General features: G+C 58.4%; 16 protein-coding genes. 6 read left to right on the forward strand and 10 right to left on the reverse strand.

Going from position 1 to position 22,719, the window contains the following annotated elements; translation table 11 throughout:
- Positions 1–4: 4 nt before the first annotated feature.
- Positions 5–1,564, reverse strand: a complete 1,560-nt coding sequence (locus M504_RS10910) for a tannase/feruloyl esterase family alpha/beta hydrolase (RefSeq protein WP_047491161.1) — start codon at positions 1,562–1,564, stop codon at positions 5–7.
- 354 nt (positions 1,565–1,918) lie between these two features.
- On the opposite strand from M504_RS10910, the gene M504_RS10915 reads away from it, so the two are divergent.
- Together M504_RS10915 and M504_RS22665 are read left to right on the forward strand one after the other, a co-directional pair.
- Entirely contained in the window at positions 1,919–5,116 is a 3,198-nt protein-coding gene (locus tag M504_RS10915; protein ID WP_047491164.1) for a carboxypeptidase-like regulatory domain-containing protein, read from the forward strand.
- A gap of 124 nt (positions 5,117–5,240) precedes the next feature.
- Positions 5,241–5,828, forward strand: a complete 588-nt coding sequence (locus tag M504_RS22665; RefSeq protein WP_047491167.1) for a sugar O-acetyltransferase — start codon at positions 5,241–5,243, stop codon at positions 5,826–5,828.
- Here the strand turns inward: M504_RS22665 and M504_RS10925 are convergent.
- The 5 genes from M504_RS10925 to M504_RS10945 all read right to left on the reverse strand — a co-directional run bounded on the left by M504_RS10925 (position 5,818) and on the right by M504_RS10945 (position 11,500).
- Positions 5,818–6,855, reverse strand: a complete 1,038-nt coding sequence (locus M504_RS10925; protein ID WP_047491170.1) for a hypothetical protein — start codon at positions 6,853–6,855, stop codon at positions 5,818–5,820. The genes M504_RS22665 and M504_RS10925 overlap by 11 nt on opposite strands.
- An 80-nt stretch (positions 6,856–6,935) precedes the next feature.
- Positions 6,936–7,841 carry a DUF1080 domain-containing protein gene (locus M504_RS10930; RefSeq protein ID WP_047491175.1) on the reverse strand — a complete coding sequence of 302 codons (906 nt, stop codon included), beginning with the start codon at positions 7,839–7,841 and terminating at the stop codon, positions 6,936–6,938.
- A 107-nt stretch (positions 7,842–7,948) separates the two neighbouring features.
- Positions 7,949–9,094, reverse strand: a complete 1,146-nt coding sequence (locus tag M504_RS10935) for a Gfo/Idh/MocA family protein (protein ID WP_047491178.1) — start codon at positions 9,092–9,094, stop codon at positions 7,949–7,951.
- Positions 9,095–9,145: 51 nt separating this feature from the next.
- Positions 9,146–10,189: a TIM barrel protein gene (locus M504_RS10940; protein WP_047491180.1), complete on the reverse strand. Its 1,044-nt coding sequence runs from the start codon at positions 10,187–10,189 to the stop codon at positions 9,146–9,148.
- Positions 10,190–10,267: 78 nt separating this feature from the next.
- The gene (locus tag M504_RS10945) at positions 10,268–11,500 is read right to left on the reverse strand and encodes a hypothetical protein (RefSeq protein WP_047491183.1); all 1,233 of its coding nucleotides are present in this window, start codon (positions 11,498–11,500) and stop codon (positions 10,268–10,270) included.
- 225 nt (positions 11,501–11,725) lie between these two features.
- On the opposite strand from M504_RS10945, the gene M504_RS10950 reads away from it, so the two are divergent.
- The 3 genes from M504_RS10950 to M504_RS10960 all read left to right on the forward strand — a co-directional run bounded on the left by M504_RS10950 (position 11,726) and on the right by M504_RS10960 (position 14,843).
- Positions 11,726–12,343, forward strand: coding sequence for an HAD family phosphatase (locus tag M504_RS10950; protein WP_052200629.1), 618 nt, complete (start codon positions 11,726–11,728; stop codon positions 12,341–12,343).
- Positions 12,344–12,439: 96 nt separating this feature from the next.
- Positions 12,440–14,431, forward strand: a complete 1,992-nt coding sequence (locus M504_RS10955) for an alpha-glucuronidase family glycosyl hydrolase (protein WP_047491186.1) — start codon at positions 12,440–12,442, stop codon at positions 14,429–14,431.
- Positions 14,432–14,456: 25 nt separating this feature from the next.
- Positions 14,457–14,843: a hypothetical protein gene (locus M504_RS10960; protein WP_156993686.1), complete on the forward strand. Its 387-nt coding sequence runs from the start codon at positions 14,457–14,459 to the stop codon at positions 14,841–14,843.
- A gap of 9 nt (positions 14,844–14,852) precedes the next feature.
- Here M504_RS10960 and M504_RS10965 read toward each other — a convergent pair whose 3' ends face one another.
- From M504_RS10965 to galK, 3 genes are read right to left on the reverse strand one after another with little or no spacing between them, the layout of a single operon-like run.
- Entirely contained in the window at positions 14,853–15,815 is a 963-nt protein-coding gene (locus M504_RS10965) for a type I phosphomannose isomerase catalytic subunit (RefSeq protein ID WP_047491192.1), read from the reverse strand.
- A 30-nt stretch (positions 15,816–15,845) separates the two neighbouring features.
- Positions 15,846–16,868, reverse strand: a complete 1,023-nt coding sequence (locus tag M504_RS10970) for a UDP-glucose--hexose-1-phosphate uridylyltransferase (RefSeq protein ID WP_047491195.1) — start codon at positions 16,866–16,868, stop codon at positions 15,846–15,848.
- Positions 16,868–17,986, reverse strand: a complete 1,119-nt coding sequence (galK, locus tag M504_RS10975; protein WP_047491199.1) for a galactokinase — start codon at positions 17,984–17,986, stop codon at positions 16,868–16,870. Before galK ends, M504_RS10970 begins: the two co-directional genes overlap by 1 nt.
- Before the next feature lie 107 nt (positions 17,987–18,093).
- On the opposite strand from galK, the gene M504_RS10980 reads away from it, so the two are divergent.
- The gene (locus M504_RS10980; RefSeq protein ID WP_047494507.1) at positions 18,094–19,290 is read left to right on the forward strand and encodes a glycoside hydrolase family 27 protein; all 1,197 of its coding nucleotides are present in this window, start codon (positions 18,094–18,096) and stop codon (positions 19,288–19,290) included.
- Between the two features lie 84 nt (positions 19,291–19,374).
- Here M504_RS10980 and M504_RS10985 read toward each other — a convergent pair whose 3' ends face one another.
- The gene (locus M504_RS10985; protein WP_156993688.1) at positions 19,375–22,710 is read right to left on the reverse strand and encodes a TonB-dependent receptor; all 3,336 of its coding nucleotides are present in this window, start codon (positions 22,708–22,710) and stop codon (positions 19,375–19,377) included.
- Positions 22,711–22,719 lie beyond the last annotated feature (9 nt).

Genomic DNA, 22,719 nt, shown 5'->3' on the forward strand with positions numbered 1-22,719 from the left:
CTGCTCAATCTGCTTTGCAGGTGAAACTGTCGGGCTGATTCGGATCGCCTTTGCCGTTGTACACAGCGCGTTTCGGATAAGCGCATAGCGGACGCACGATCTGCGGCACTCGCGGATCTTTCGGCGTGGTGGCGAGGATCATCTCAGGGGCTGTGCCCTTCTCTGCCCACACCTGCAGCAGATCCATCGCGCCGGAGCCTTTGCCGTTTGCTGCGGGAAATCCAAGCTGACCAAAGAGGCTTGGCCCAGGGCCACCGAGGCAATGTTCCACTCCGGGCGCCATGAACAGTCGCACCGTTTGCCCAGCTTTCGCTTCGCCCATGGTCTTCTTCACAGCGTTGAAGTAGTTCACCGTGTTCCATGGCGAGATGCCAGGGTCGTTCCAGCCGTGATACAGAATCAGCTTGCCGCCATGCGCTGCGAATGCGGAAAGATCAGCGTTGGTGGCATCAACTTCTTTGGCTGCGCCTTCCATGCCACGTCGCAAAGCATCTTCCGTATTGGCCGCGAGCGGGTTCCACTTGGGGTCGTTGTAGACCATGTAGCGGAAGTAGTTGGTTACATACGCGCCGCCGCTGCCGGTGGTGGGTGCCGTGCCGAGAATCCAGCTCTTCCATCCCGCGCCTTCATCGCCTGGAACGTAACCGGGAAAGATGGTCTGTCCCTTTGCATCTTTGCTGCCGGTATACAGCGCGCGAAGTGTCTGCACCTGTTTTGGCGTCAGGCAACTGGTGTCTTCAGCGCCTTTGCAGGTGAGCACTGCAGGATCAAACCGGCAGTGTTCTGGATCGCTGAGGATGCCGTCCTTCACGCCGTCCTGTGCATCACATGCGGCGAGCGAGGCTGCATGAATTGCCGGCAGCTTCATGCTGGAGAAGAACGCTGTTGGGTCATCGCCCATGGCCTGCGCCATTGCAAGACCGTTGGTCAGCATGTGCGTCCAGTTGTTGGCGGGAGCGCCAGCGAGAATGCCGTCATAGTCTTGCGGGAAACGCTGTGCTTCCATCAGCGCTTCACGCCCACCGTCGCTGCATGAGTCGAAGTATGCCTTCTCCTGCGGCTTGCCGTAGTAAGCCTTCACCATGGTCTTCGTCACGCCTGCGGTGAGATGAACCGCGCGCCAGGCGAAGTCTTTGATCTTCTCGGGATGTCCGAAGGCCCAGCTTGCATCCTCAGAATCGGCCTGATGGCCTGCGTCAGAATCGCCACTGGCGTAACCCGCCAACACATTCGCACCCATCTGCTGATAGCCGATGGAACCGGCGAAGCCGCCGTTGCCCACGTCTACGATCTTGCCGTTCCATCCCGTCTGCGGCAGCCATACTTCAAAACGGATCTTGGAATCGGTCGTAGGGTGCAGGATGCCTTTCACCACACACAACGGAGGCAGCATCAGCCCCGGCGTGGATATGGGTGCGGCAAAGGGCTGCGAAGGCACTTCGGTGGCGGAAAGTATGGTGGCGTCCGGCACCGCTAGCTTCTTCAGCGATGCGCAATCCTGGGCGGCAAAGGCGGAGGCGGGAAGGGAAATGAGACTCAGCGCAAGTAAAGAAGAGCGAATCATAACGCGACCACTCTATACCCGTCCTGACCGGAAGCCCGTGAAATTTCTGCCGGCCGGGGCTGTAGCGTTTTGCAATTTCATACGCTTGAAGCGATAATCGCACTATGGCGTTCCGCTCCTTCGCAACTCGTTCCTGTTGTTGCCGCTAAGTTTTGAGCGTTCGCCCCTCCACGTTTCCCTTCTTTTCTGAACTCCTTCCAGCCTGATCCCCTTCAGGCAGCGAGCTTGCCACCCGTGTATTCCGGTTTCGCGAATCCGTGTTGTTGTTGTCGCTGACACCCCGCTCGTAGTTGCGGCACATCGCCGCGCATTTCTTCCTACACAGATCGACATACACAAAAGGATTCCTCGCGCATGTTTTCGCGTCGCTATCGTCTTGCATCCGTTGCACTCGCTCTTATCGCTACCTCCGCTCAACCGTCGCTCGTAGCCCAGGTTGTTGGTAGCACCATTCATGGTGTCGTAACGGACTCGTCTGGTGCTGCCGTTTCTGGCGCCGCCGTCGTTGTACGCGACGAAGATACTGGTACGGAGCGCCGCCTGGTCACCGATGCAGCAGGACGATACGCCGCGCCATCTGTGGCTGTTGGCACCTACAGCATCTCCGTGCAGGCCGCGGGCTTTGCGTCGGAAAAGCACAGCGGCATCAGCCTCACTGTGGGACAGGCCGTTGCGTTTGATCTGCATCTGCGTGTTGCTTCGGAGGCGCAGCAGGTCAGCGTGACCGACAGTGCACCTACCGTGAATCTTTCGAACGAACAGGTCTCCGGTCTGGTGAACGAACGACAGGTGAAGGACCTGCCGCTGAACGGCCGAAGCTACGACCAGCTCATCACCTTGAATCCCGCGACGGTGAATTACACCTCGCAGCGGTCGGGTTCGGTGGGTACATCAAACTCGTCGGTGGGCAATATGTTTTCTGTCTCAGGGCGACGTCCTCAGGACAATCTTTACCTGCTGAACGGTGTGGAATACACCGGCGCGTCGTTGATCAATGTAACGCCCGGCGGTACCAGCGGGCAGTTGCTGGGTGTGGAGGCTGTACGCGAATTCAATGTGGTGTCTGACACGTATGGCGCCAGCTATGGCAAGAGGCAGGGTGCACAGATCAGCATCGTTACGGCGTCAGGAACGAACCGCGTGCATGGTTCGGCGTATGAGTTTTTGCGGAACTCCGCGCTGGATGCGCGCAACTACTTCGATCAGGCAAAGAAGCCGAACTTCCAACGCAATAATTTTGGTGCTGCGTTGGGCGGGCCTATTCGTAAAGACAAGGTGTTTCTCTTCGGCAACTACGAAGGCTATCGCCAGAACCTTGGTTTGAGTGACGTTACGCTGGTGCCGAATGCGGCATCGCGCGCATCAGCAGTGGCATCGGTAAAGCCGCTACTCAACCTGTGGCCTATTGCAAATGGACCGGATCTTGGTTCGGGTATCGCGATTGCCTATTCGACGCCGACGCAGCACATTCGTGAAGACTTTGGCACGGCACGCGCCGATGTGAATCTCACCGCGAATGATCTGTTGTTTGGTGTGTATACCGTGGATGATTCGACGGCGCACACGCCCACGCAGAATCCGCTTTCGTTGATTGACGAAGCGTTGCGCGAGCAGGTGTTCAGCGTGCAGGAGCAGCATGTGTTTTCGCCACGTGTGTTGAACACAGCCCGTTTCGGCTTTTCGCGCGCCAGCTTTTACTTCCTCGGCTCGGTACCTGCGGATGTTGCTGCTGTCGCTGGCACATTTGTTCCGGGTAAGCCGGTAGGCGCGATTGTGATCGCGGGATCGACGGCCTCTAATGGTTCTTCGCAAATCACCGGTGCGGGTGCGAACGTTGGGTCGAACAATGCGATCACGCGCAACCTGTTCACTTTCGACGACCACGTTTACATCACGCTGGGCAATCACACGCTGGAAGCAGGTGGATGGTTGCAGCGTCTGCAATCGAATGACAACCTGGCGCAGAACCAGTACGGACAGGCCAGCTTTGCATCGCTATCGACGTTTCTCGCAGGCAATATCAAAACGTTCACCGTTGTGCCTTCGCCAACGGAACTGGCATGGCGAAGCTGGTTTGGTGCGGCCTATGTGGAAGACACGTGGAAGGCACATCGCAATCTGGAACTGAGCTATGGTCTGCGCTTTGAAAGCAGCAATGGTTTCAATGAAGCGCGGGGCCGCGCTGGTGTGTACACGCTGACCAACGGCGTCATCAGCACCAATCCCACCGTGGGCAGCAATGGCCTGTTGAACAATCGCGCGAAGTTCCTGCCACAGCCCCGAGTTGGGCTTGCATGGAATGTGAGTGGCGATGGCAAAACCGCAGTGCGCGCCAGCTTCGGTCTGCATCATTCGCTGCTGGACAACCTGGATTATCGATTCGATCAGGCTGCGCCGTTTAATACGACGCTTTCATACAGCGGTACTACTGTTGCGAATCCAACGTCTGGCGCGGCAGGTTTGATCTCACCTTCGAATGTGCAGACGGATATTGCGACGCCAACGGTTGCGTCCTATACGTTGCGTATTGAACGCCAGCTTGCACCGAATCTCTCGTTGACTGCGGGCTACATTGGATCGCATGGCTATCACCAGATTTTGAGCGAGAACCAGAACGAACCGGCATCGATCACCTGCAACAACAATTGCCCCACCGGTGTGCCCAACGGCACGCTGTATTACCCGAACACCACGCGCGCGAATCCTGCCGTGGCGAACACCACATCGTGGGTGTCGCAGGGCGTCAGCAATTACAACGGCCTGTTGTTGGACTTGAAGCGGAACTTAGCCAGCGGTCTGCAGTTCCGCGCGGTTTATACCTTCAGCAAGAATCTGGATAACGGATCGGCGTGGAACACGAGCGTCTCTGCGAATACACCTGCGTTCGTTTCTTATCCGAAGAACCCCGCGCTGGATTACGGTACTGCTTCCACGGATGTTCGTCATCTTGCAGCGTTCAACGGAACGTACAATCTGCCGTTCGGTCACGGCCATGCACTCGCTTCGAACAGCGGTGCGTTCACCAATGAACTGGTGAGCGGATGGATGGTGAGCACGATCCTTACGCTGCAGAGTGGTCTGCCGTTCTCACCGCAGCTTGGCTATAACCCCACAGGTTCCGGCGATACGCGTAACCCAGTTCGCCCGAATGTAAACCCCGGCTTCAACGGCAAGCTAGTCAATAAAGGCACGACAGCTCAGCGTGTGGCACAGTACTTCAATCCTGCGGCATTCAGTGCGCCCGCATATGGTACGGTAGGCAATCTGGGACGCGACACGCTGAATGCTCCGGGTTACGCGAACTGGGATCTGTCACTACAAAAGACCACTTCGATTGGCGAACGTGTGCTGGCGCAGTTCCGTGTGGAGAGTTTCAATCTTTTGAATCACACGAATCTGCTGAGCCCGAATGCGGTGATCTATTCTTCCGGCCCATCGCAAGGCACCACAGCAAATCAAACTGCAGCGATTGTCGCAAGCCCTACTGCGGGTGTCATCACAGCGGCTGCGACTTCGCGACAATTGCAATTGAGTCTGAAATTGAGCTTCTAAATAAAGCGCCGTTCTACTTCTTGATTTCCCGCTGTTGCTCAGGTGGCAGCGGGAAATTTCTTTTGCGAGTGGAGCGACGCCAAGCGTAAACAACGCGCATCCTCTTAACCCAATCCAAACAAAGATGGCGAACCGCACCGAACGCGAAAAGATGCTCGCAGGCGAGCTCTACGATCCCTTTGACCCGGAACTGATGGAAGGCAGGGAACGCGCACGCGACCTTTGCCATTCGTTAAACAACACGCGCGACCGCGATGCGGATGAACGCCGCTCGCTGATGCGTCTGCTGTTTGGCAAAGGTGGCGACACCGTGTGGATGCAGCCACCTTTCTTTTGCGACTATGGCGCAAACATTGAGTTGGGTGAACGCGTGTTCTTCAACTTCAACTGCATTGTGCTGGATGTATGCCGCGTCATCATTGGCGATTACACGCAGATTGGCAGCGGTGTGCAGATTCTTACACCGCTGCATCCGTTGGAGGCATCGCTGCGTCGTCAGCAGGAATACGGCGCACCGGTCACCATTGGCAACGACGTATGGATTGGTGCAGGTGCGCTGATTCTTCCTGGCGTCGCCATTGGAGATCGCACGGTGATTGGTGCGGGCAGTGTGGTCACACGCGACATTCCTTCGGATGTGCTGGCCGTTGGCAATCCATGCCGCGTGCTCCGGCCCATCACATCAGAAGATCGCGCGAGGACTAAGCCATGACATCCACCGGCGGCTCGTTCGTAACAAACGTGCGAATGAAGTACGTCGCGCTCAACTTGCCATTTGCGGGCAGCCACTTGAATCCCGGTGTATTCAGTGTGTGTCCGCGCTCCACCATGGACTGACGCGACTCGGGGAACGGACTCACGCCAAACTCCATACCGCGTGTTACACCAGCGTTCTTCCACGGAGCATGGCTGCGGCTGCGGTTCTCTTCCCAGATACCAAGCCAGGGGAAGTCGGCGCCGTCCCAGACATACGCAATGGCGAAGCGATACTTCGGCGACCACGCACTAAAGTATGCCTGCGGCTTCATCAGAACAGCGATGTAGCTGCTGGCTGGTGCGTCAGGCTTCATGTCTGTGACGTTGACCACGCCACTGCCGTTCACAGCCGGCGCATTGGGCCATCCGAATGGCGTGCCCTGCTTCAGATAAGCAGCCTCGCCCAGGCTCTCTGGATGTGTCATTGAAGGGCCCGCAGCGCTCATTCGAAATTCTGTTGTTGCCGGATCAAGGAACGGCGGCGACAGCGTTACATGCTGCGTCCATGCAATGGGGCGATCGAACCCGACCTTATTCGTAACCCGCTCTTCAATGCGAACGCCTTCACCTTCAAGAGTGAGCGTGCGAACGAAATCAATCTGCGCTAACGGGAAGTGTGCTGTGCAAGTGAGCGTGTTGCCCGACTCCTCAATCGTGTACGGCAAGATGGAACTCTCGCCATGCACAGTGAGTCCTAGAGCCGCTTCCGCTTCGCTGGGTCCGCCGAAGATGTCCAGGCAAAGGTTGTGTCCCAGGATACCGGATAGCAGCTTGGCCTCTGCATCGCCACCGTAAAGCACTTCCTGCTCCGGCTTCAACGCACTTGGCTCCATGGTTGGCCAAGGCGGTGTCCACATCGGATTCACATCGGCCCGCTTGCTGTACACCTCGGCAATGTGGCCACCTTCTTCCGTCACGGTGAGGCGAAGGAATTCGTTTTCAATCGAAACTGTGCGGCGTCCCAGATAGTTCGTCTTCGGCATGCCGTTATTTTCTCCCGAAACAGAACACAGCGGTCGCTGCATTTTCGCGGCGACCGCTGCATTGGTTTCTTAATCTGTAGTTACAGCTTCTTAATGGAAATGTTACGCACCCAAAGGTCGCCGGTGGATTCCGATTCCACACCAATCTTGCCGCTGGGGCGGAAGTAAGTGGGATCGGTATCTACAAACTGCGTAATCAGGTGACCGTTCATGTAAATCGATGTGGAGTGACCAATCGCCACTACGATGAACTGGTTCCAGTCATCCTTGTGGAACCACTCGTCGTGCTGTGCCTTGTCCACGATCTTTGCCATGGCATAGCTGCCGCTGGCATCGCCATACATGGAGAAACCAGGTGTGGCGATAACGGCGCGACCGCTCTGTTCATAGAACATGCCGCTGTACTTGTTGCCTTCGTCAAAGTCGGCCTGCGGACCAGCCAGATCCCACTTGGACTCGTACTCGCGCGTCGGCGGTGTGCCGGGATTGGCGCATGCAGCCGGGCGCGGAGGACGTGCCGGTGCATTCGCTCCTGCCGGACGCGGCTGTTGCGCGGGGCGCACTACCGGTGGGAACTTCGTGCCGGTGGAAGATGGATCGCCCGTAATGTAGCTACGGAATTGCATGCCGCCGTTGATGTTGCCGGTGCCCTTCATTTCATACTTCAGCACGAAGTCGCCGAACTCCCCCGCGGTGGAAACGGCATACACCGTGCCGGTGGGCTTCTCGCAAGTGGCGACGATATGAATCGAACCATCCTTGATGTCCCACAGGTTTGGGTCGTAACTCCAACCCTTCAGCGTTCCATCAAAGAGCGACGTAAAGCCGGTGTTGTCGGCAAAGTCCACCATTGGTGGCGGCTGCTGAATGCGCTGGAAACCGGCGCGCAGCGGATTGGCAGGCGGCGCGCCCGCTGGGGCCTGCGCCATGAGTGTCGCGGAGAGGGTAAGTGCTCCCGCAGCGGCGATTAAGTTGCGATACTTCATCGGATACAGCCTCCGGTAATTCAGTTACAAAATTTCTGGACCTACTTAGCCGCAACCTGCGGCATGAAGAAATATCAACGCGACGGCGGATGAGAAGTAAGCTCGACTTACTCCGTCTCCACCGTCTCCCACTTCTTTGTCTGTGCGGACTTCAATACCGCGTCCGTCACATATTCCGTCATCAAGCCATCGCGGAAGGTTGGTCCCACTGGCTTGCCACTATCCAGCGAAGCTACGAAGTCAGCTACCTGGTGCGTGAAGGTATGTTCGTAACCGATCTGCAGTCCGGGCACCCACCAGTTCTTCATGTACGGGTGATCGCCATCGGTGATGTGAATGTCTGTCCAGCCGCGCAGCTTGCCGTCGTTCTTGTAGTCGAAGTACTGCAGATGATGAAGGTCATGCAGATCCCACGAGGCAGAAGCCTTTTCACCATTGATCTCAAGCGTGAACAGCGCCTTGTGGCCGCGTGCATAGCGGGTCGCTTCAAACAGCGCGAGTGATCCGTTTTCGAAGCGCGCGATGAATGCGGAAGCGTCATCAATCTTCACTGGAACGACTTCACCTGTGAGCGTGTTCTTGCGTTCCTTGATGAAGGTTTCTGTGGCTGCGCTGACTTCTTTAATGGGGCCATTGAGCCACATGGCCATATCGATGTTGTGCGCAAGCAGGTCGCCCGTTACGCCGCTGCCAGAGACAGAGGCATCCAGACGCCACAGACCTTCGCCGCCCATTGGCAAGTCTTGTGAGATGGTCCAGTCCTGCAGGAACTGCGTGCGGTAATGAAAGATGCGACCGAAGCGGCCTTCATCCAGCAGGTCCTTCAACATCACGACGGCGGGTACGCGGCGATAGTTGTACCAGACCATGTTTGCCACGCCTGCATCTTCCACGGCTTTGACCATGGTCTTCGCTTCTTCTGCGGTGCGGCCCAGTGGCTTCTCGCACATAACGATCTTGCCTGCCTTTGCGGCTGCAATGGCAATCTCTGCATGTGTGTCGTTCGGGCTGGCGATATCGATCAGGTCGATGTCGTCGCGCTCGACGAGCTTCTTCCAATCGCTTTCAACGGACTGCCATCCCCAGTTATCCGCAAACTTTTTCACGCGATCCGGATTGCGCGCGGACACCGCTTTGAGCACCGGCTCATACGGCAGATCGAAAAACTTCGGCGCCTGGCGAAACGCGTTGGAGTGCGTGCGGCCCATAAAGCCATAACCCACCAGGCCAATGTTGAGTGTCTTCTTGCTCACTGTCTTCTCCGAAAATGAAAGCGCCCCATGCACATGAGGCGCTTTGAATCGTTAGTTCCAACCATGCGCATCGCGCACGTCGATCATTACCTTCAACACCTTGTTCCACGTCTGAGGGTCGGTCATGACATCGTTCGGGAACATGCACCCATCCCAGCAAATGTGCTCGAACGCGCGCGTAGGGACACCGTTGTCGTCGCGCATCCACAGCCCTGCCACCTTCACAATGTCCATCAATCCATTCGGATCATCTGGAGCGCAGTGGCGTCCGGTTTTGTCGTGTGAGCCCTGACCCTTCACGGTGCCGTCGTTCTGCGCAACGTGGAAGTCAAACGTCCACGGACGTAGCGCCTTCGTGACCTTCTTCAACGCAGTCATGATCTCTTCAGGAGTGGCGCAACCCTCGGCCACGATGCGGCTCTCTGGCGAGTTATAGCCAAGCGTGTACAGCATGGTGTGGGCCATGTCTGCCTGGAAGCCCACCGTCTTCGGCTTATTTACTTTCTCAAGCAGACGCAGCATGTGATCCCAACCGTGCATGCCTGCCCAGCAGATTTCACCTTCTGCGGCCAGACGCTGACCTTCTGCTTCTGCAATGTTTGCAGCCTCACAAAAGGTCTTGGCGATCTTGTCCGTATTGCCCTTCGGGTCCTTGTACCAATCGCCGGTCCCAGTGGCGGAATCGATACGGATGACGCCGCTGGGACGCACGCCGAGCGCGGTCATCTTGCGGCCGATCACGCACGCCTTGCGGACCTGCTCCAGGAACTTGCGAACTTCCATCTCATTGCCCATCGCGGAGCCGCCGCCCGTGGGCGCCCACACCGGAGCAACAAACGATCCGCAGACTAGACCGCGGGATTGCAGCTTGTTCGCGAGCACCTTCAGGTCGTCATCGGTAGAGTCAATCGACGTGTGCGGTGCGGACATGAACAGGTCCACACCATCAAATTTCTGGCCGTTCACTTCAGCTTGCGCGGTCAGGTCCAGCATAGTGTCAAGATCAATAAATGGCTCGGTGGAATCTGGTCCTTTACCAACGATTCCGGGCCACATGGCGTTGTGCAGGCGCGGTTTGCTGTGTGTTGCTGACATGACAGTCCCTCGTTCGAGCATTTTGCGGCGTAAAGATGGGCCGCTTGATTTAGCCGGCCCACTCTACGCGAAATGTACTTACTTCTTCCAGCTTGACGGCCCGAAGTCGCGGATCAAGTCCGCAGCATCGGGGTTGCCCGGTCCGAAGTGCTTCAAGATCACCAGCGGATCGGTGCCGCTTGCATTTGTGATGGTCACGCCCTTGCGCGCGGCCGGAGCGGTGACGAAGAGTTCGTCTTCTGTCAGATCGCCAAAGCGAATCTGCGACGGCGTGCTGACCGGCGTACCGCCAAAGTCGCCGTAGCCCTGCGTCACGATGAGACCATACGCCTCCGGATCGGTGATCGTCACGGTCGCACCCGGCAGAATGGTCAATTCCTTTGCCGAGTAGAACTTGGTGCCGTACACCACCCACTTCTCCACAAACTTGCCTGCTTCCTCGCGTTGCACCTTGGGGAAGACCTTCTTGTTCGCGCCGAAGTTGGGGTCGGTGTTGGCGTCCCAATCCAGCATGCTGATGATGTATTCGATGTCCTGCTTCTTGTCTTCAGGAACATCCTTCACGAGCAGATCCCACGGAACGATGCGGCCTTCCACTTCGCTCTGGAACATGCCGAAGACGTCGGAGTTCACCTGCGGCTCGTAGGTGCAGAGCGAACCCGGAGCGTGCAGAATGCCCGGATCAATCTGCCATCCGGCACCCGGCTCCAGACGATAGGCGCGCGATAGGAATGTGATGCCGTTGTCGCCCTGCTGCCACTTCTTCAGGCAGTCGCGGATCTGGTCCTTCGTGGTGCCCGGTTCCAGGCCCATGAAGGTGAAAGGGAAATTGTTAAAGGTCTGGTTGTACTGTGGCGGGAAGTAATACGCCTCAGGCTTTCCCTTAAAGCCAACCGCGCTGGCATGCTCCTCATTCTGGTGCATGTGGTGCGGAATGGGGCCCTCGTTATCGAAGAACTTGCAGAGCAGGTTCCATCCGCCTTCGCGCTTGAAAACGTCGTCGCCCAGCAGCAGTCCGCCTGCAACTTCTACGGCGTCCTTCAACAGGAACTTGCTGCCGTCCTTGGTCACCACAAAGGAAAGTCCTTCAAACTCTGTGGTGTCCGGGCCGTTGGCGGCCTTGGTGGTGGAAGAGAACCAACGCTCATTAATGCCGCCGCGATGGCCGCCGAATGCGTAAATGTCATCAGGATGGAGCTTCAGCCGTCGTCCGGGAATCATGAACGAGCGGGGAACCCACGAAGGGGCAAGCTTCAAAATACCTTTGCCAGCTTCTACTGCCTGCTGGACTGTGCTGCGTTCCACTGCCATGGTCGATCCTCGAGGAAAAAGTGTTCTGTAGGTACAGCCTGTGCGCAAGGCGGCGCTCGTCTGCGGCGCTGCGGCGGATATGAGACGTCTCAGTTCCGAGAGCGTAAGCCCCTCGACGTAACCATGTCAACCGTGTTTCCACTGGTTGTGCGCTGTTCGATTCCCGGTGATTGCAGGTTCTCTTCTGCTCGCTTGCATGTCATGCGGGGTTGATAGGATGCCTGCATGGAATTCCACCTTGACCCTGCCAGCTTCCGAGCCCTGATCTTCGATTGCGACGGAACACTGGTGGAGACGCTGCCCGCGCACATTGCCGCGCTGCGGGCCACGCTGGGCCCCATGGGCATTTTGCCCACGGCAGAATGGGCTCGGACCCTATACGGCACCACACCGCCGCAGGTGCTGCTCGCCATTGAAAAGACCTACGGCCCCATTCCCGCGCCACATGCGGACATTCTGAAGCAGTGGGTAGCGAATTACGCAAAAAGCCTGCATCTGCTGGAACGCATTGTTTCGGTGTGTGACGTGGCTCTGCAGTTTCAGGGCAAAGTTCCCATGGCCGTCGCTTCCAATAATCAACGCGCCAACATTGAAGCCACCCTGCGCGCTGTGGGCATGGATGGGGTCTTTGGATGGATCGTTTCAGGTGAGGATGTGGCCAAGGGCAAACCCGCTCCGGATCTCTTTCTTGAAGCAGCCCGCCGCATGCAGGTGGAACCGCAGGACTGCCTTGTCTTCGAGGATTCCCGCGAAGGGGTAGAGGCTGCGGAAGCGGCGGGGATGCGCGTGATCCGCATCGACGCCAGTGCGTCTCGCGTTCCTGTGACCAGCGAAACACGCTAAGAGCACAATCTCGCCCAGACTCGCTATCATCAACTGTGCTTCGGATACTCGTCCCTGGACCCACCAAAATGGTCTGGGCGGAGTCCAAATGGGGGAATGTTGCGAACGCTGCAAAGACTGGCACTTGGAACGCTTGCAGGCCTGTCGTTTGCAGTCGTTTCCGTGGCTCAGACGCCTGCGCCCTCTGCCGTAGGCTGGCTGCGTTATGTGATTCCGCCCGACCCACCGCGCTATCACGACATGCCCCACGCTGTGGCGCTTCTGGGCGACGCTAATGGCCGTCCTGCACCGGAAGAAGAAGCTGCCGCGGAGGAACTGGATCGTGGTCTCGGGCACATGGTTGCCGGGACGGATGTCCTGCTGCATCGCATTGACCCGCGCAATGATGCCATCATTCTTGGCACCCCCGAAGCACTGCGTCGCTCTGGTTTGGCACGCATTGCACCCGGTTGGGTGGACAAGCCCGTGCCGGAAGAGGGTTTCCGCATCGTGCATCTGCGTAACGGCATACGGCAATGGTGGGTGTTGGAGGGCGGATCGCCACGCGCGGAGCTGTATGCAGCCTTCCGTTTCGCCGCCATGGTCACAGAAGACCGCCAGCTTCCCAACGAAATCGCTGAGTCGCCGCGCTTTCCGCTTCGAGCGATCCAGATGGAAGGCACGATGCCAGAGGACAGCGTGCTGCGTCAGTATGGACGCCTTCTTGCCTCGGTTGGCATCAACGGCCTCGTCCTGAACTGCAATGCGCAGCAGAAGGCAGAGGCTGCGCGGATCTTTCGTCCGTACGGAATCCGCGTCTGGTCCAGCGCTGCGGACCTGGAAGCCGAACGCAACCTTCATCTTCAGGACAGCAGCTTCGCCGACGCGCCCATGAGCGGGCTTGCCCCGGAGAGCGCCGGGAAGGAACAGCGTGCGGCGCGTTTCCTTTTGCTCCCCGGAGGTGTGCGCCAACCTGTGACCCCGTTGCGTGCCTGGCAAATGACTCTGCGAACTCCGGTGGCCAACAGCCTTACCGGGGCGCTGGGGACGATTTCGCAAGGAGCTGTTCTGCCTATGCTGGACCAGCCATTGCTGCAGGCCAGCCTGTATGCCTTTGGGCGGTTTGCATGGAACCCTGAAGAATCGCGCGACAGCATCATTGATCAGTGGGCTCGTCAGACGTGGGGCGACGATGCCCGCATCTTTGATGTGGCCAAGAAGATCGTCCTCGACAGCGAAGCCAGCTATGCCGGCATTACATCGCCGTTGGGGCTGCCGCGTCTTGGTACAGAACATGGACCCGATCCCATGACGTCAGAAGCGGGGCATACGCTAGCAGACCACCACAGCATTGGCGCAGCGAGACTGCAATCTGCCGAATTCCCGGAAGCCTTCCGCAGGGAATATGAAAATCCTGCCGCAACGCCACCGGAATGGCTGCTGCTGCTGCATCGTGTGCCGCTTAGTTTCCGTGTCCGCGACGGCCAGACCGTGACGCAGGAGGTGTACGACGCCGCATTCACCGGCGCATCCGCCGCAGCCAATGCCGACGACGCGTGGGATGAAACCCGCGAGCTTGTAGAACCGGAGCGGTGGACGCCCACGCATCTGCTATTGCAGGACAATGCCCGCCGCGCGGAGATATGGCGCGAAGCGGTTGTCGACTGGCTACTCCGCGTGACCGGCCAGCCCGACACGCTGGGCTTCGCGGGCAAGCACGCTGGCCGCATTGAAGCGGAAACGATGACATTGAAGGGCTATCACACAGTCTTCACCGAAGATAAAGAAGGCTCCTCCGGGGGTGCCTACATTGCCTGCTCCCTGTCTGACTGCTCAGCCAGCACCGAGTTTCGCGGCGAAGAGAATGTCTATCGCATTGAAGTGGGCTACTTCGACGCGCCGCAAGCGCCGCAGCGATTCGTGCTGCGCATTAACGGCGCGGTTGTGGATACATGGACATCGGCTGTGCGCGGCGCGCAACCGGGTGGTGTCTCTGCCGAACGATTTGTTCGCAACGGTGTCCGCCTGAAACTGGGCGACCGCATTGAAATTCACAGCACCGGTGCGTTGGACTTCGTGGAAATCACCCGCGATCCGCGCTGGAACTGATGACGTGCGCGAACGAAATGATAGTGTGAGCTTGAACCCGATGATCGACGAGCCAACACCCGACCTCCACGGCTTGCGCCGCCGCAAGATGCTTGCCGCCGTGTACATCATTGGCGGCGTGGCCGAGCTAACGGCGTTCAGCATCCTGGCGGTGCTGCATCTGCTGCCGTATTTTCCGGCTGCATTCGGCATCATCCTGGGACTGCACCTACTGCCGTTGGCTGGAGTATTTCACTCGTCGCACTTCCGCACGTTTGGCTGGGCCATTGCGCTGTGGTCGGCGGGATGTCTGCTGCTCACAGAACATCTGGTGCTGATGAGCAGCGCCGGCATTCTTGTGCTGGCGACGCTGCTCCTTCTTGTATTGCTTTTCCTTGGTCGCGCTGCAGCGCCGGCAAACACGGCTTCCTGAGCACGCGACTTACGGGGTGGCGCGCACCAATTCCAGCGCACTATCAGCCCGCACCAACACGCGAGCCACATCCGCAGGCACAATCACGGAAGTGCTGGCAGGAAGCTCCGTCAGGGCTTCGCCGACCACAATCACCTGAGCGTCGCCACCGATGGCCGTCAGGCAATAGGGCTTGTCGCCGGGATTCTCAAACTCGATGGTGTCGCCAATCTTCAGCGTGAAGCTATCCACGGTGAAGTACTTTTCCTGGATCAACCGTTTGCCTTCGCGTCCTTCTACGGTGATGGGTTTCGCCTCAACCTTACCCGCACGTGTAGTCACCTTGCTCACAGCCAATCCCTTGTCGACGTGCAGTTCGCGCGGACGACCGTAGTCGTACAGGCGATACGTGGTGTCAGAGGTCTGCTGCGTTTCGAGGATGGTCACGCCCGGTCCAATGGCGTGGACCGTTCCCGCGTCCACAAACACCATGTCGCCAGCGGCCACAGGGATGTGTTCCAGTAACTCTTCTGCAGTGCCGTTCGCGATGGCATCGCGCAGTCCGTCCAGCGTCGTACCCTGCTTTAATCCACAGGCTACAGAGGCGCCCGGTTCGGCTTCGAGGATGTACCAGCACTCCGTTTTGCCGCGACCAATGTTTAGGGCAGCAGCCTCTTCGTCGTTTGGGTGCACCTGTACGGAAAGTTTGTCATTCGGGAACAGAAGCTTCATGAGCAGAGGAAATTCTTTTTCCTTCGCCAACGTTCCCAGCAACCTGACCGGCTCTTTCCCTGCCAGTGACGCAAGCGTTTCGCCCGCGTAATCGCCGTCATTCACGAGGGACTGCGGCCCGGTCAACCAGGCTTCACCGATCGGATCCTTGTACTTGGCATCGCGCTCAGCCCAGTCGGGATACCAAGGCTTCAGGTCGCGGCGACCCCATGTGCGTTCGGAGAAAGACGGATGCAGGCGAAATGGATTGAGAGTGCTCATGGCACTCCCATTGTCCTCCATTGCGGCGGTTTAGCGCATTACATTACGCAGCGTGGCTGCGGCGCTTTCCGGTGTGATGTCGCGCTGCGGCGATCCCAGCAGTTCAAATCCCACCATGAACTTGCGCACCGTGGCCGAGCGCAGCAACGGCGGATAGAAATGCGCATGCAACTGCCATTCCGGATGCTCTTCGCCATCGCATGGGGCGGGATGAAAGCCCATGGAATATGGGAACGGCGCATCGAAGACCCGGTTGTAGCCAGCGGTGAGCGTCTTGAGGATGTCCGCGAGGCCATTGCGTTGGGCCTCACTCAGCGCTCGCATGGAGGCAACAGGATCACGCGGCAACACCAGGGTTTCAAATGGCCACACTGCCCAGAATGGAATCACTACAACCCATGTGTCATTCTGCGCGACCACGCGTTCGCCTTTCTCCAGTTCCTTCTGCAGATAGGCATGCAACATGGTTTCGCCGTGCTTCGCGAAGTATTCCTTTTGCGTGCGCAGCTCCGTGGCGGGTTCGTTGGGAATATGTTCGGTGGCCCAGATCTGGCCGTGTGGATGCGGATTGCTTGCACCCATCATGGCGCCTCGATTTTCAAAGATTTGCACGTAGCGAATGCCCGGATTTGCCGCCAGTTCTGCTTCCTGCGCAGCCCACACATCCACCACGCCGCGGATCGACGGCACATCCATCGTTGCCAGCGTAAGGTCATGTCGCGGACTGAAGCACAACACGCGACAGATGCCTCGCTCCGTTTCAGCATGCAGCAGGCCATCGTCTTCCGTGATGGTCTCAGCGTCAGGCTTCAAAGCCGCGTAATCATTGGTGAAAACGTAGGTGCCGGTGTAATGCGGTGTCTGCTCGCCGCCAGCGCGCGGATTGCCGGGGCACAGATAGCACGACGGATCGTACTGCGACGCCTGCGGGATAGCAGCGTCTTCCGTCTGGCCTTGCCACGGACGCTGCGTGCGATGCGGCGATACGAGCACCCACTCCCCACGGAGCGGATTCCAACGACGATGCGGTGTGGTCAGCAACAACGAATTCATTACGCACGCTCCAGTTGCGCCAGCGCGCCATCCGCCGGTGTGCAGACGTAGATTTCAGCTTCGATGTTGAAGTGGCCTTTGTACGCCACGGCAAGCTGCGCCGTGAATTGGGGAACGTCGTCCGATGCGACGAGGCTCACGGTGCATCCACCAAAGCCGCCGCCGGTGAGACGTGCGCCGTAGCAGCCCGGCAGCGTGACCGCTGTGGCTGCAAGGAAATCAATCTCGGGGACGCTGTCTTCAAAGTCGTCGCGCTGGCTGGCGTGGGAGCCATTCATCAACTCGCCCAGTTTCACAGCGTCGCCTGCCTTCATGGCGACCTCCGCCTGACGCACACGCGCATTTTCTGTGATGACGTGCTTACAACGCTTGTACACGTCGTCGCTCAGGCTGGCACGTACGAACTCCAACTGCTCTGTCGTTGCGCGCCCAAGGTCTTCTGCTTCCGGGAAGCGCGCACGGATGACAGCCTGACCTTCTTCCAACTCGCGGCGTCGCACACCATAATCGCCCGTGGCGACAGAGTGCCGCACCATGCTGTTGGCAATCACGATGCTGCACTGCGCCAGGAAACCGGTGTTCATCGGCAACAACTCGTAGGTGAGCGTGCGCGTGTTCAGCAACAGCGCGTGTCCTTCTGTTGCGGCTGTCACAACAAACTGATCCATGATGCCGCAGGGCGAACCGACAAAGTTGTTCTCTGCACGCTGGCACAGCAGAGCAATCTCCTTTGCCTCAAGCATTGCGCCTGCGTGACGCAACAGTGCCACAGCAGTAGCCACTTCAATTGACGCGGAGGAACTGAGCCCCGCACCCAGCGGCACGTTTCCATCCAGCTCCATGCGGAACGGCGGCACTTCGATGCCCAGCGCCCACAGCTCATGCAACACGCCTGCCGGATAGTCGCTCCATGCGCCGGTGGCCTTCTCATCGCGCGAACTGGCGTGCTCTCCGGGGAACGCTGTCGAAGTAAACACGTAGCCGTCTGCGGCAGCAGTCACGGTGGCCTTCGTTGCGAAGGGGATCGCCATGGGTAACACTAGCCCGCCGGTGTAATCGGTGTGTTCGCCCAGCAGATTTACACGGCCTGGTGCATACGTAAACATTGCAGATGTCAAACGCTAAACCTCTCTCCGCAGCATAGCTTGGGGATTCTGTAATGCAAACCGATGTATGCTTTTCTGCGCAGTTCGACCACCTGATTCTGAGGTCTCAAAAAAATTCTATGCGACGTATTGCCTTTGCCCTGCTTGCTTCTGCACTTTCTCTGTCTGCCGTGGCGCAGACCAAACCCGCAGCACAGACCACGCTGGCGCCCACACCGCCCATGGGATGGAACTCGTGGAACTGGTTCGCTGGAAAAGTAACGCAGGACGACGTGAAGGCCGCAGCGGATCTCATCGTCTCCAGCGGCATGCGCGATGCGGGCTATGTGTACGTGAACATTGACGATACGTGGGAAGGCAAGCGCGACGCGAGCGGCGTGCTGCACACCAACGAGAAGTTCCCGGACATGAAGGCGCTGGCCGACTATGTACACAGCAAGGGCCTGAAGCTGGGCATCTACAGCAGCCCCGGCGACCAGACCTGCGCGAAGTACGAAGGCAGCCTGGGCCATGAGCAGCAGGACGCCGACCTGTATGCCTCGTGGGGTATCGACTACCTCAAGTACGACCTCTGCGGGTTCGGCAAGGAGATGAAAAGCAAGGCTCCGGATGACCAGCTGAAGCAGAACCAGATGATGCACGACGCCTACGAGAAAATGCACCAGGCGCTGCTGAAGACAGGACGCCCCATCGTGTACAGCCTGTGCCAATATGGCTTTGATTCCGTATGGCAGTGGGGACCGTCCGTGGGTGCAAACCTGTGGCGCACAACGGGTGACGTGCAGGCGAACTGGGCCTCCATCGCGCTCATTGGGAAGACACAGATTGGACTCGGCAAGTACGCTGGCCCCGGCCATTGGAACGATCCCGACATGCTGGAAGTGGGCAACGGCAAGCTGTCGCCGAATGAGAACCGTGCACACATGGGCATGTGGGCCATGCTGGCCGCGCCGCTGCTGGCAGGCAACAACCTGACGCAGTTGACCCCGGAAGTCACTGGCATCCTGACAAACCGCGAAGTCGTGGCCATTGATCAGGACAAGCTGGGCAAGCAGGCAGAGCGTGTCTACCAGGAAGGACCAATCGAAATCTGGTCGCGTCCGCTGGCTGACGGCGGTGTGGCTCTGGCTGTCATCAACTTCGGTGAAGATGAGAACTTTGTGCGCGGCGTTGGTCTCCACCTGAAGGAAGCAGGCGTGAAGCCAGGCATGAAGGCACACGATATCTGGAATGCAAAGGACCTTGGCGCGATCAAGGACGACTACAAGTACTCGCTGAAACGCCACCAGATGTTGCTGCTTCGGTTCTCGAAGTAGTTTCAAGCTGATTCAATCGGTGGCCCGTCAACCTGCGTGAAGCGACATGCTTCGTTCAGGTTGACGGGCTTTCACTATTGAGCTCTACCACTCAAAACGTAGGCCAGCCTGCAGACGTCGTTCGCGTGTGGGCGAGTTTGCCGACTGACTTGCCATGCCAAAGGGCTTTCCGGTCACTCCCTCTGTGGTGATCGTTGCAGCGTCTTGAAAGGTAAGCGGTACGACACCATCTGCACCTGCCGAACCTACAAGAAATGCGCGCTGTTCCACAGTGGTCACGTTCACATGATTTAGCAGGTTATAGGCCTGCATCATCAGTCGCAGGCGGACGCGATCACGCTTTATCGCAAAGGCACGCGACAGACTCACATCGACGTTCTCAGTCCAGGGGAGACGCAACGAATTGCGCCCCACGCTGGGCAGGTAATTCGCGCCGCCGGAGTTGTTCAGACTCTCACGGCCACCCGGCAAGGACGAACCGCCGGAAAGGTTATAGCTGTAGGGTCGTCCGCTTTGAAACAGCAGTACCGGGGAAAGCGACCATCCATTGCCAACCGCGCGAAGAAAAGCATTTGCCATCTCTGCATGCGGTTGCCACACTGCCAGCATTGTTACGCGGTGCCGGTGATCGAAATTTGATGGCGCGCGATCGTAAAGCGGACTGTACGGATCGAAGTGCGCGTTCTCGTTGCTCGCCGTGGGACCAGTGCGTACGGTGTCGAGCGATTTACTGTACGTCCACGAAGCACGAAGCGTAAGGGAGCGTGGCGTTTGATGCTCCAGTGACAACGCCATGGCGTGATACGTTCCGTTGCCATCCGAAAGGATGGCCGTCACTGGGCCAAACGCGGATGTTTTGCGTGCGGTGTACAGCGGCACATGAAATACATCGCCGCCGCTTGCGCCCGCTTCGCCGCCGTTGCGCACGATACGGAATGCGATGTTGGAAGTGGATGGCGCGATGTTGAGATCAACGGTGTCTGTCAGTTCACGACTCATGGCAAGAACGTAGCTGCCTGAAATGTGCGTTCGAGTCGCAATCTGCTGAGAAACCGACAATTCAGCGGTCTGCGCTGTTGGCATCTGAAACGAACGTGAAAAGGCCCATGCAGCGCCTGTGGCGGCCAGCGGTCCAAACGGTGCGCAGGTGTACGTGGCGGGATAGCCAAAGTTCGTTCCGTACGAAGCGCACGCAGGATCGATGATGGTGCGCGGTGTAATGCGAAGCTGCGTCTGGCTCGCGGTTTGTGCGGTGTTCGCAAGTGCTCGTTGAATCGTAGTACCGGGGATACTTGAGAATTGAAAACCGTATCCCACTCGCACCACCGTCCCGCTCGTTGGTGCATACGAAATGCCCCCGAATGGCGCTAGATCATTTGTGTCTGAGGGCATTGTCTGGGTCGCTGCGAAGCCGCCAAAGACCGCGTCAATGCTGGCATTCGGATGCTGTGGTGGCGGCAGCCGATCCCACTCGTAACGTGCACCTGCGTTGATGTGAAGTCGCGGCGTCACGCGCCAGCGATCCGAAACAAACGCGCTCCATTCGGCTGTATGGAAACGAGCCTCCGGGATGCTTCCGAACGTTTGCGTGAAGCTGGAGAAGCAGAAGTAATGCGGCTGCGAGTAGATGGACGGGCACCCGCCATTCGGATAGCTGGCAGAGTTGTAGGTGTAATCCGTGAGGAAGTCCACCAACGAACCTGCATGCCCCGCTGCGGTGGAGTTGGCATAGAGATAACGTCCATTGTTGGCTTCGCTTCCGGCAATGCGCTCGTCCGTTGCGATGAGCGATGTGCCCACACTCACCTGGTGCGCGCGTCCGTGGAATTGCAATGTGATTCCTGCCTCGACGTTGCGTTCATCGGGAAGCCTGCGCAGCCCGGTGATAGGCGCGCTGCCGAACGAGAATGCATCGGACAGATCCACCTGCGGAGCGCTACCGCCCGGACCCGTGTGCGGCTCCTGTGGCAATGGCGTTGGTGATTCAGCGTAGGTCACGTCGCGGCTGTAGCCGATGCGTGCATCCAGGCTCCATCGCCGATGCAACATGGCCGTCGTGTGTAACAGCACGTCATCGCCTTCCGTACGAGCGCTGCCAATGCTGCCGCGTCCGCGCGCCACCACAGGCAGAGCATTCTGCCCCGCCGCGGAGTCGAATCGCACACGATTCCATTGCGCAGAGGTGTTGCTGCGCGCCGTGTCCCAATCCAGCCGCGGAAAGAGCGACACCTCATTCGCATGGCGATCCAGCGTGCCGCTCAGGCTGTCGATGTATGCCAGCCCTTTCGCAATTGCGGTGGTGCTGACGCCGCGATTCGCCAGCAAAGCACGCTGAACTGCTTTAAGCGAGTAAAACGCACTGTCTGACGGGCTGGAGATTGCAGGAAAACTCCTACGTTGGCCATCCACCGCGACAAAGCCATATGTACTGTGCAGACCGAGTCTGCCACCAATAGAACCACCGAACTGTTCACGTTGATCGCGAGGCTTTACCAGTGTCGTCGTGGGCGATCCGTTGTTGTAACGCGTCGTCGTGCTGAAGGGATTCGTGGCGTTTCCCGCGCTGTTACGAATCAGAAAGAACGCCGAGCCGTGGACATCTTCGCCGCCGCGACGTGTGATGGTCCGCAGAGCTCCGCCCGCGCCGTGAGGTTGCGACGAATCGGCATCGGCCACGGCTCGCACGCCAAACTCCTGCACGGCCTCTTGCGTAATGGCAAAGGGCAGAGCGCCGCCGCCACGCGGCTGCATATCAAACTGTCGCGTATGATCCTCGCCGTCAAGCGTGAAGCGGTTCAGCGCTGGGTCCTGCGCGCGGATGGACAACCGCGCGTTATCGGTATCGCCGACAGCTTGCGGCGCGCTCTCTTCTGCGGGATTCAATACTGCATTTGCGTCTTCCGCAGCGACCAGTGGAGTAAGCACTGCAAGTGATTGGAATCTGCGCCCATCCAGCGGTAGCATCTGCAACTGCTGCGGCGACAGGTTCGCATTCAACGGAGAATCAAACTCCACAGTGGGAGATGCGGTGACTTCCACTTCCTGACGTACTCCGCCAATCTGCATTTGCGGCATCAGGCGTGTTGTCTTGCCAACAGCGACACTCACAGCATTCACCTGTAGAGGAGTGAAGCCTGTGGCCGTAGCGGAAAGCACGTAAGTTCCGGCTGTGAGCGATGGAAAGTAAAACTCGCCCAGACGATCCGATTGCAACGTACGCTGTTGGCCCGTTTGCACATCACGCAGTGTCAGTGTGGCGGCCGAAAGCACAGCGCCGGAGGGATCTCGGACAACGCCATTCAGTGCGCCAGTCGATGCATCCTGCGCCATGACAGCGGGCACAGCGGCAACACTCAGCAGCAACGCGGTGAACGTTCGGCGTGGATAGAGAAGAACGGCGATACGAGACAACCCAGGCAAGCGAAACAG

Origin of the sequence: Terriglobus sp. TAA 43, from assembly GCF_000800015.1 — a bacterium.
In the GTDB taxonomy this organism is placed as follows: domain Bacteria; phylum Acidobacteriota; class Terriglobia; order Terriglobales; family Acidobacteriaceae; genus Terriglobus.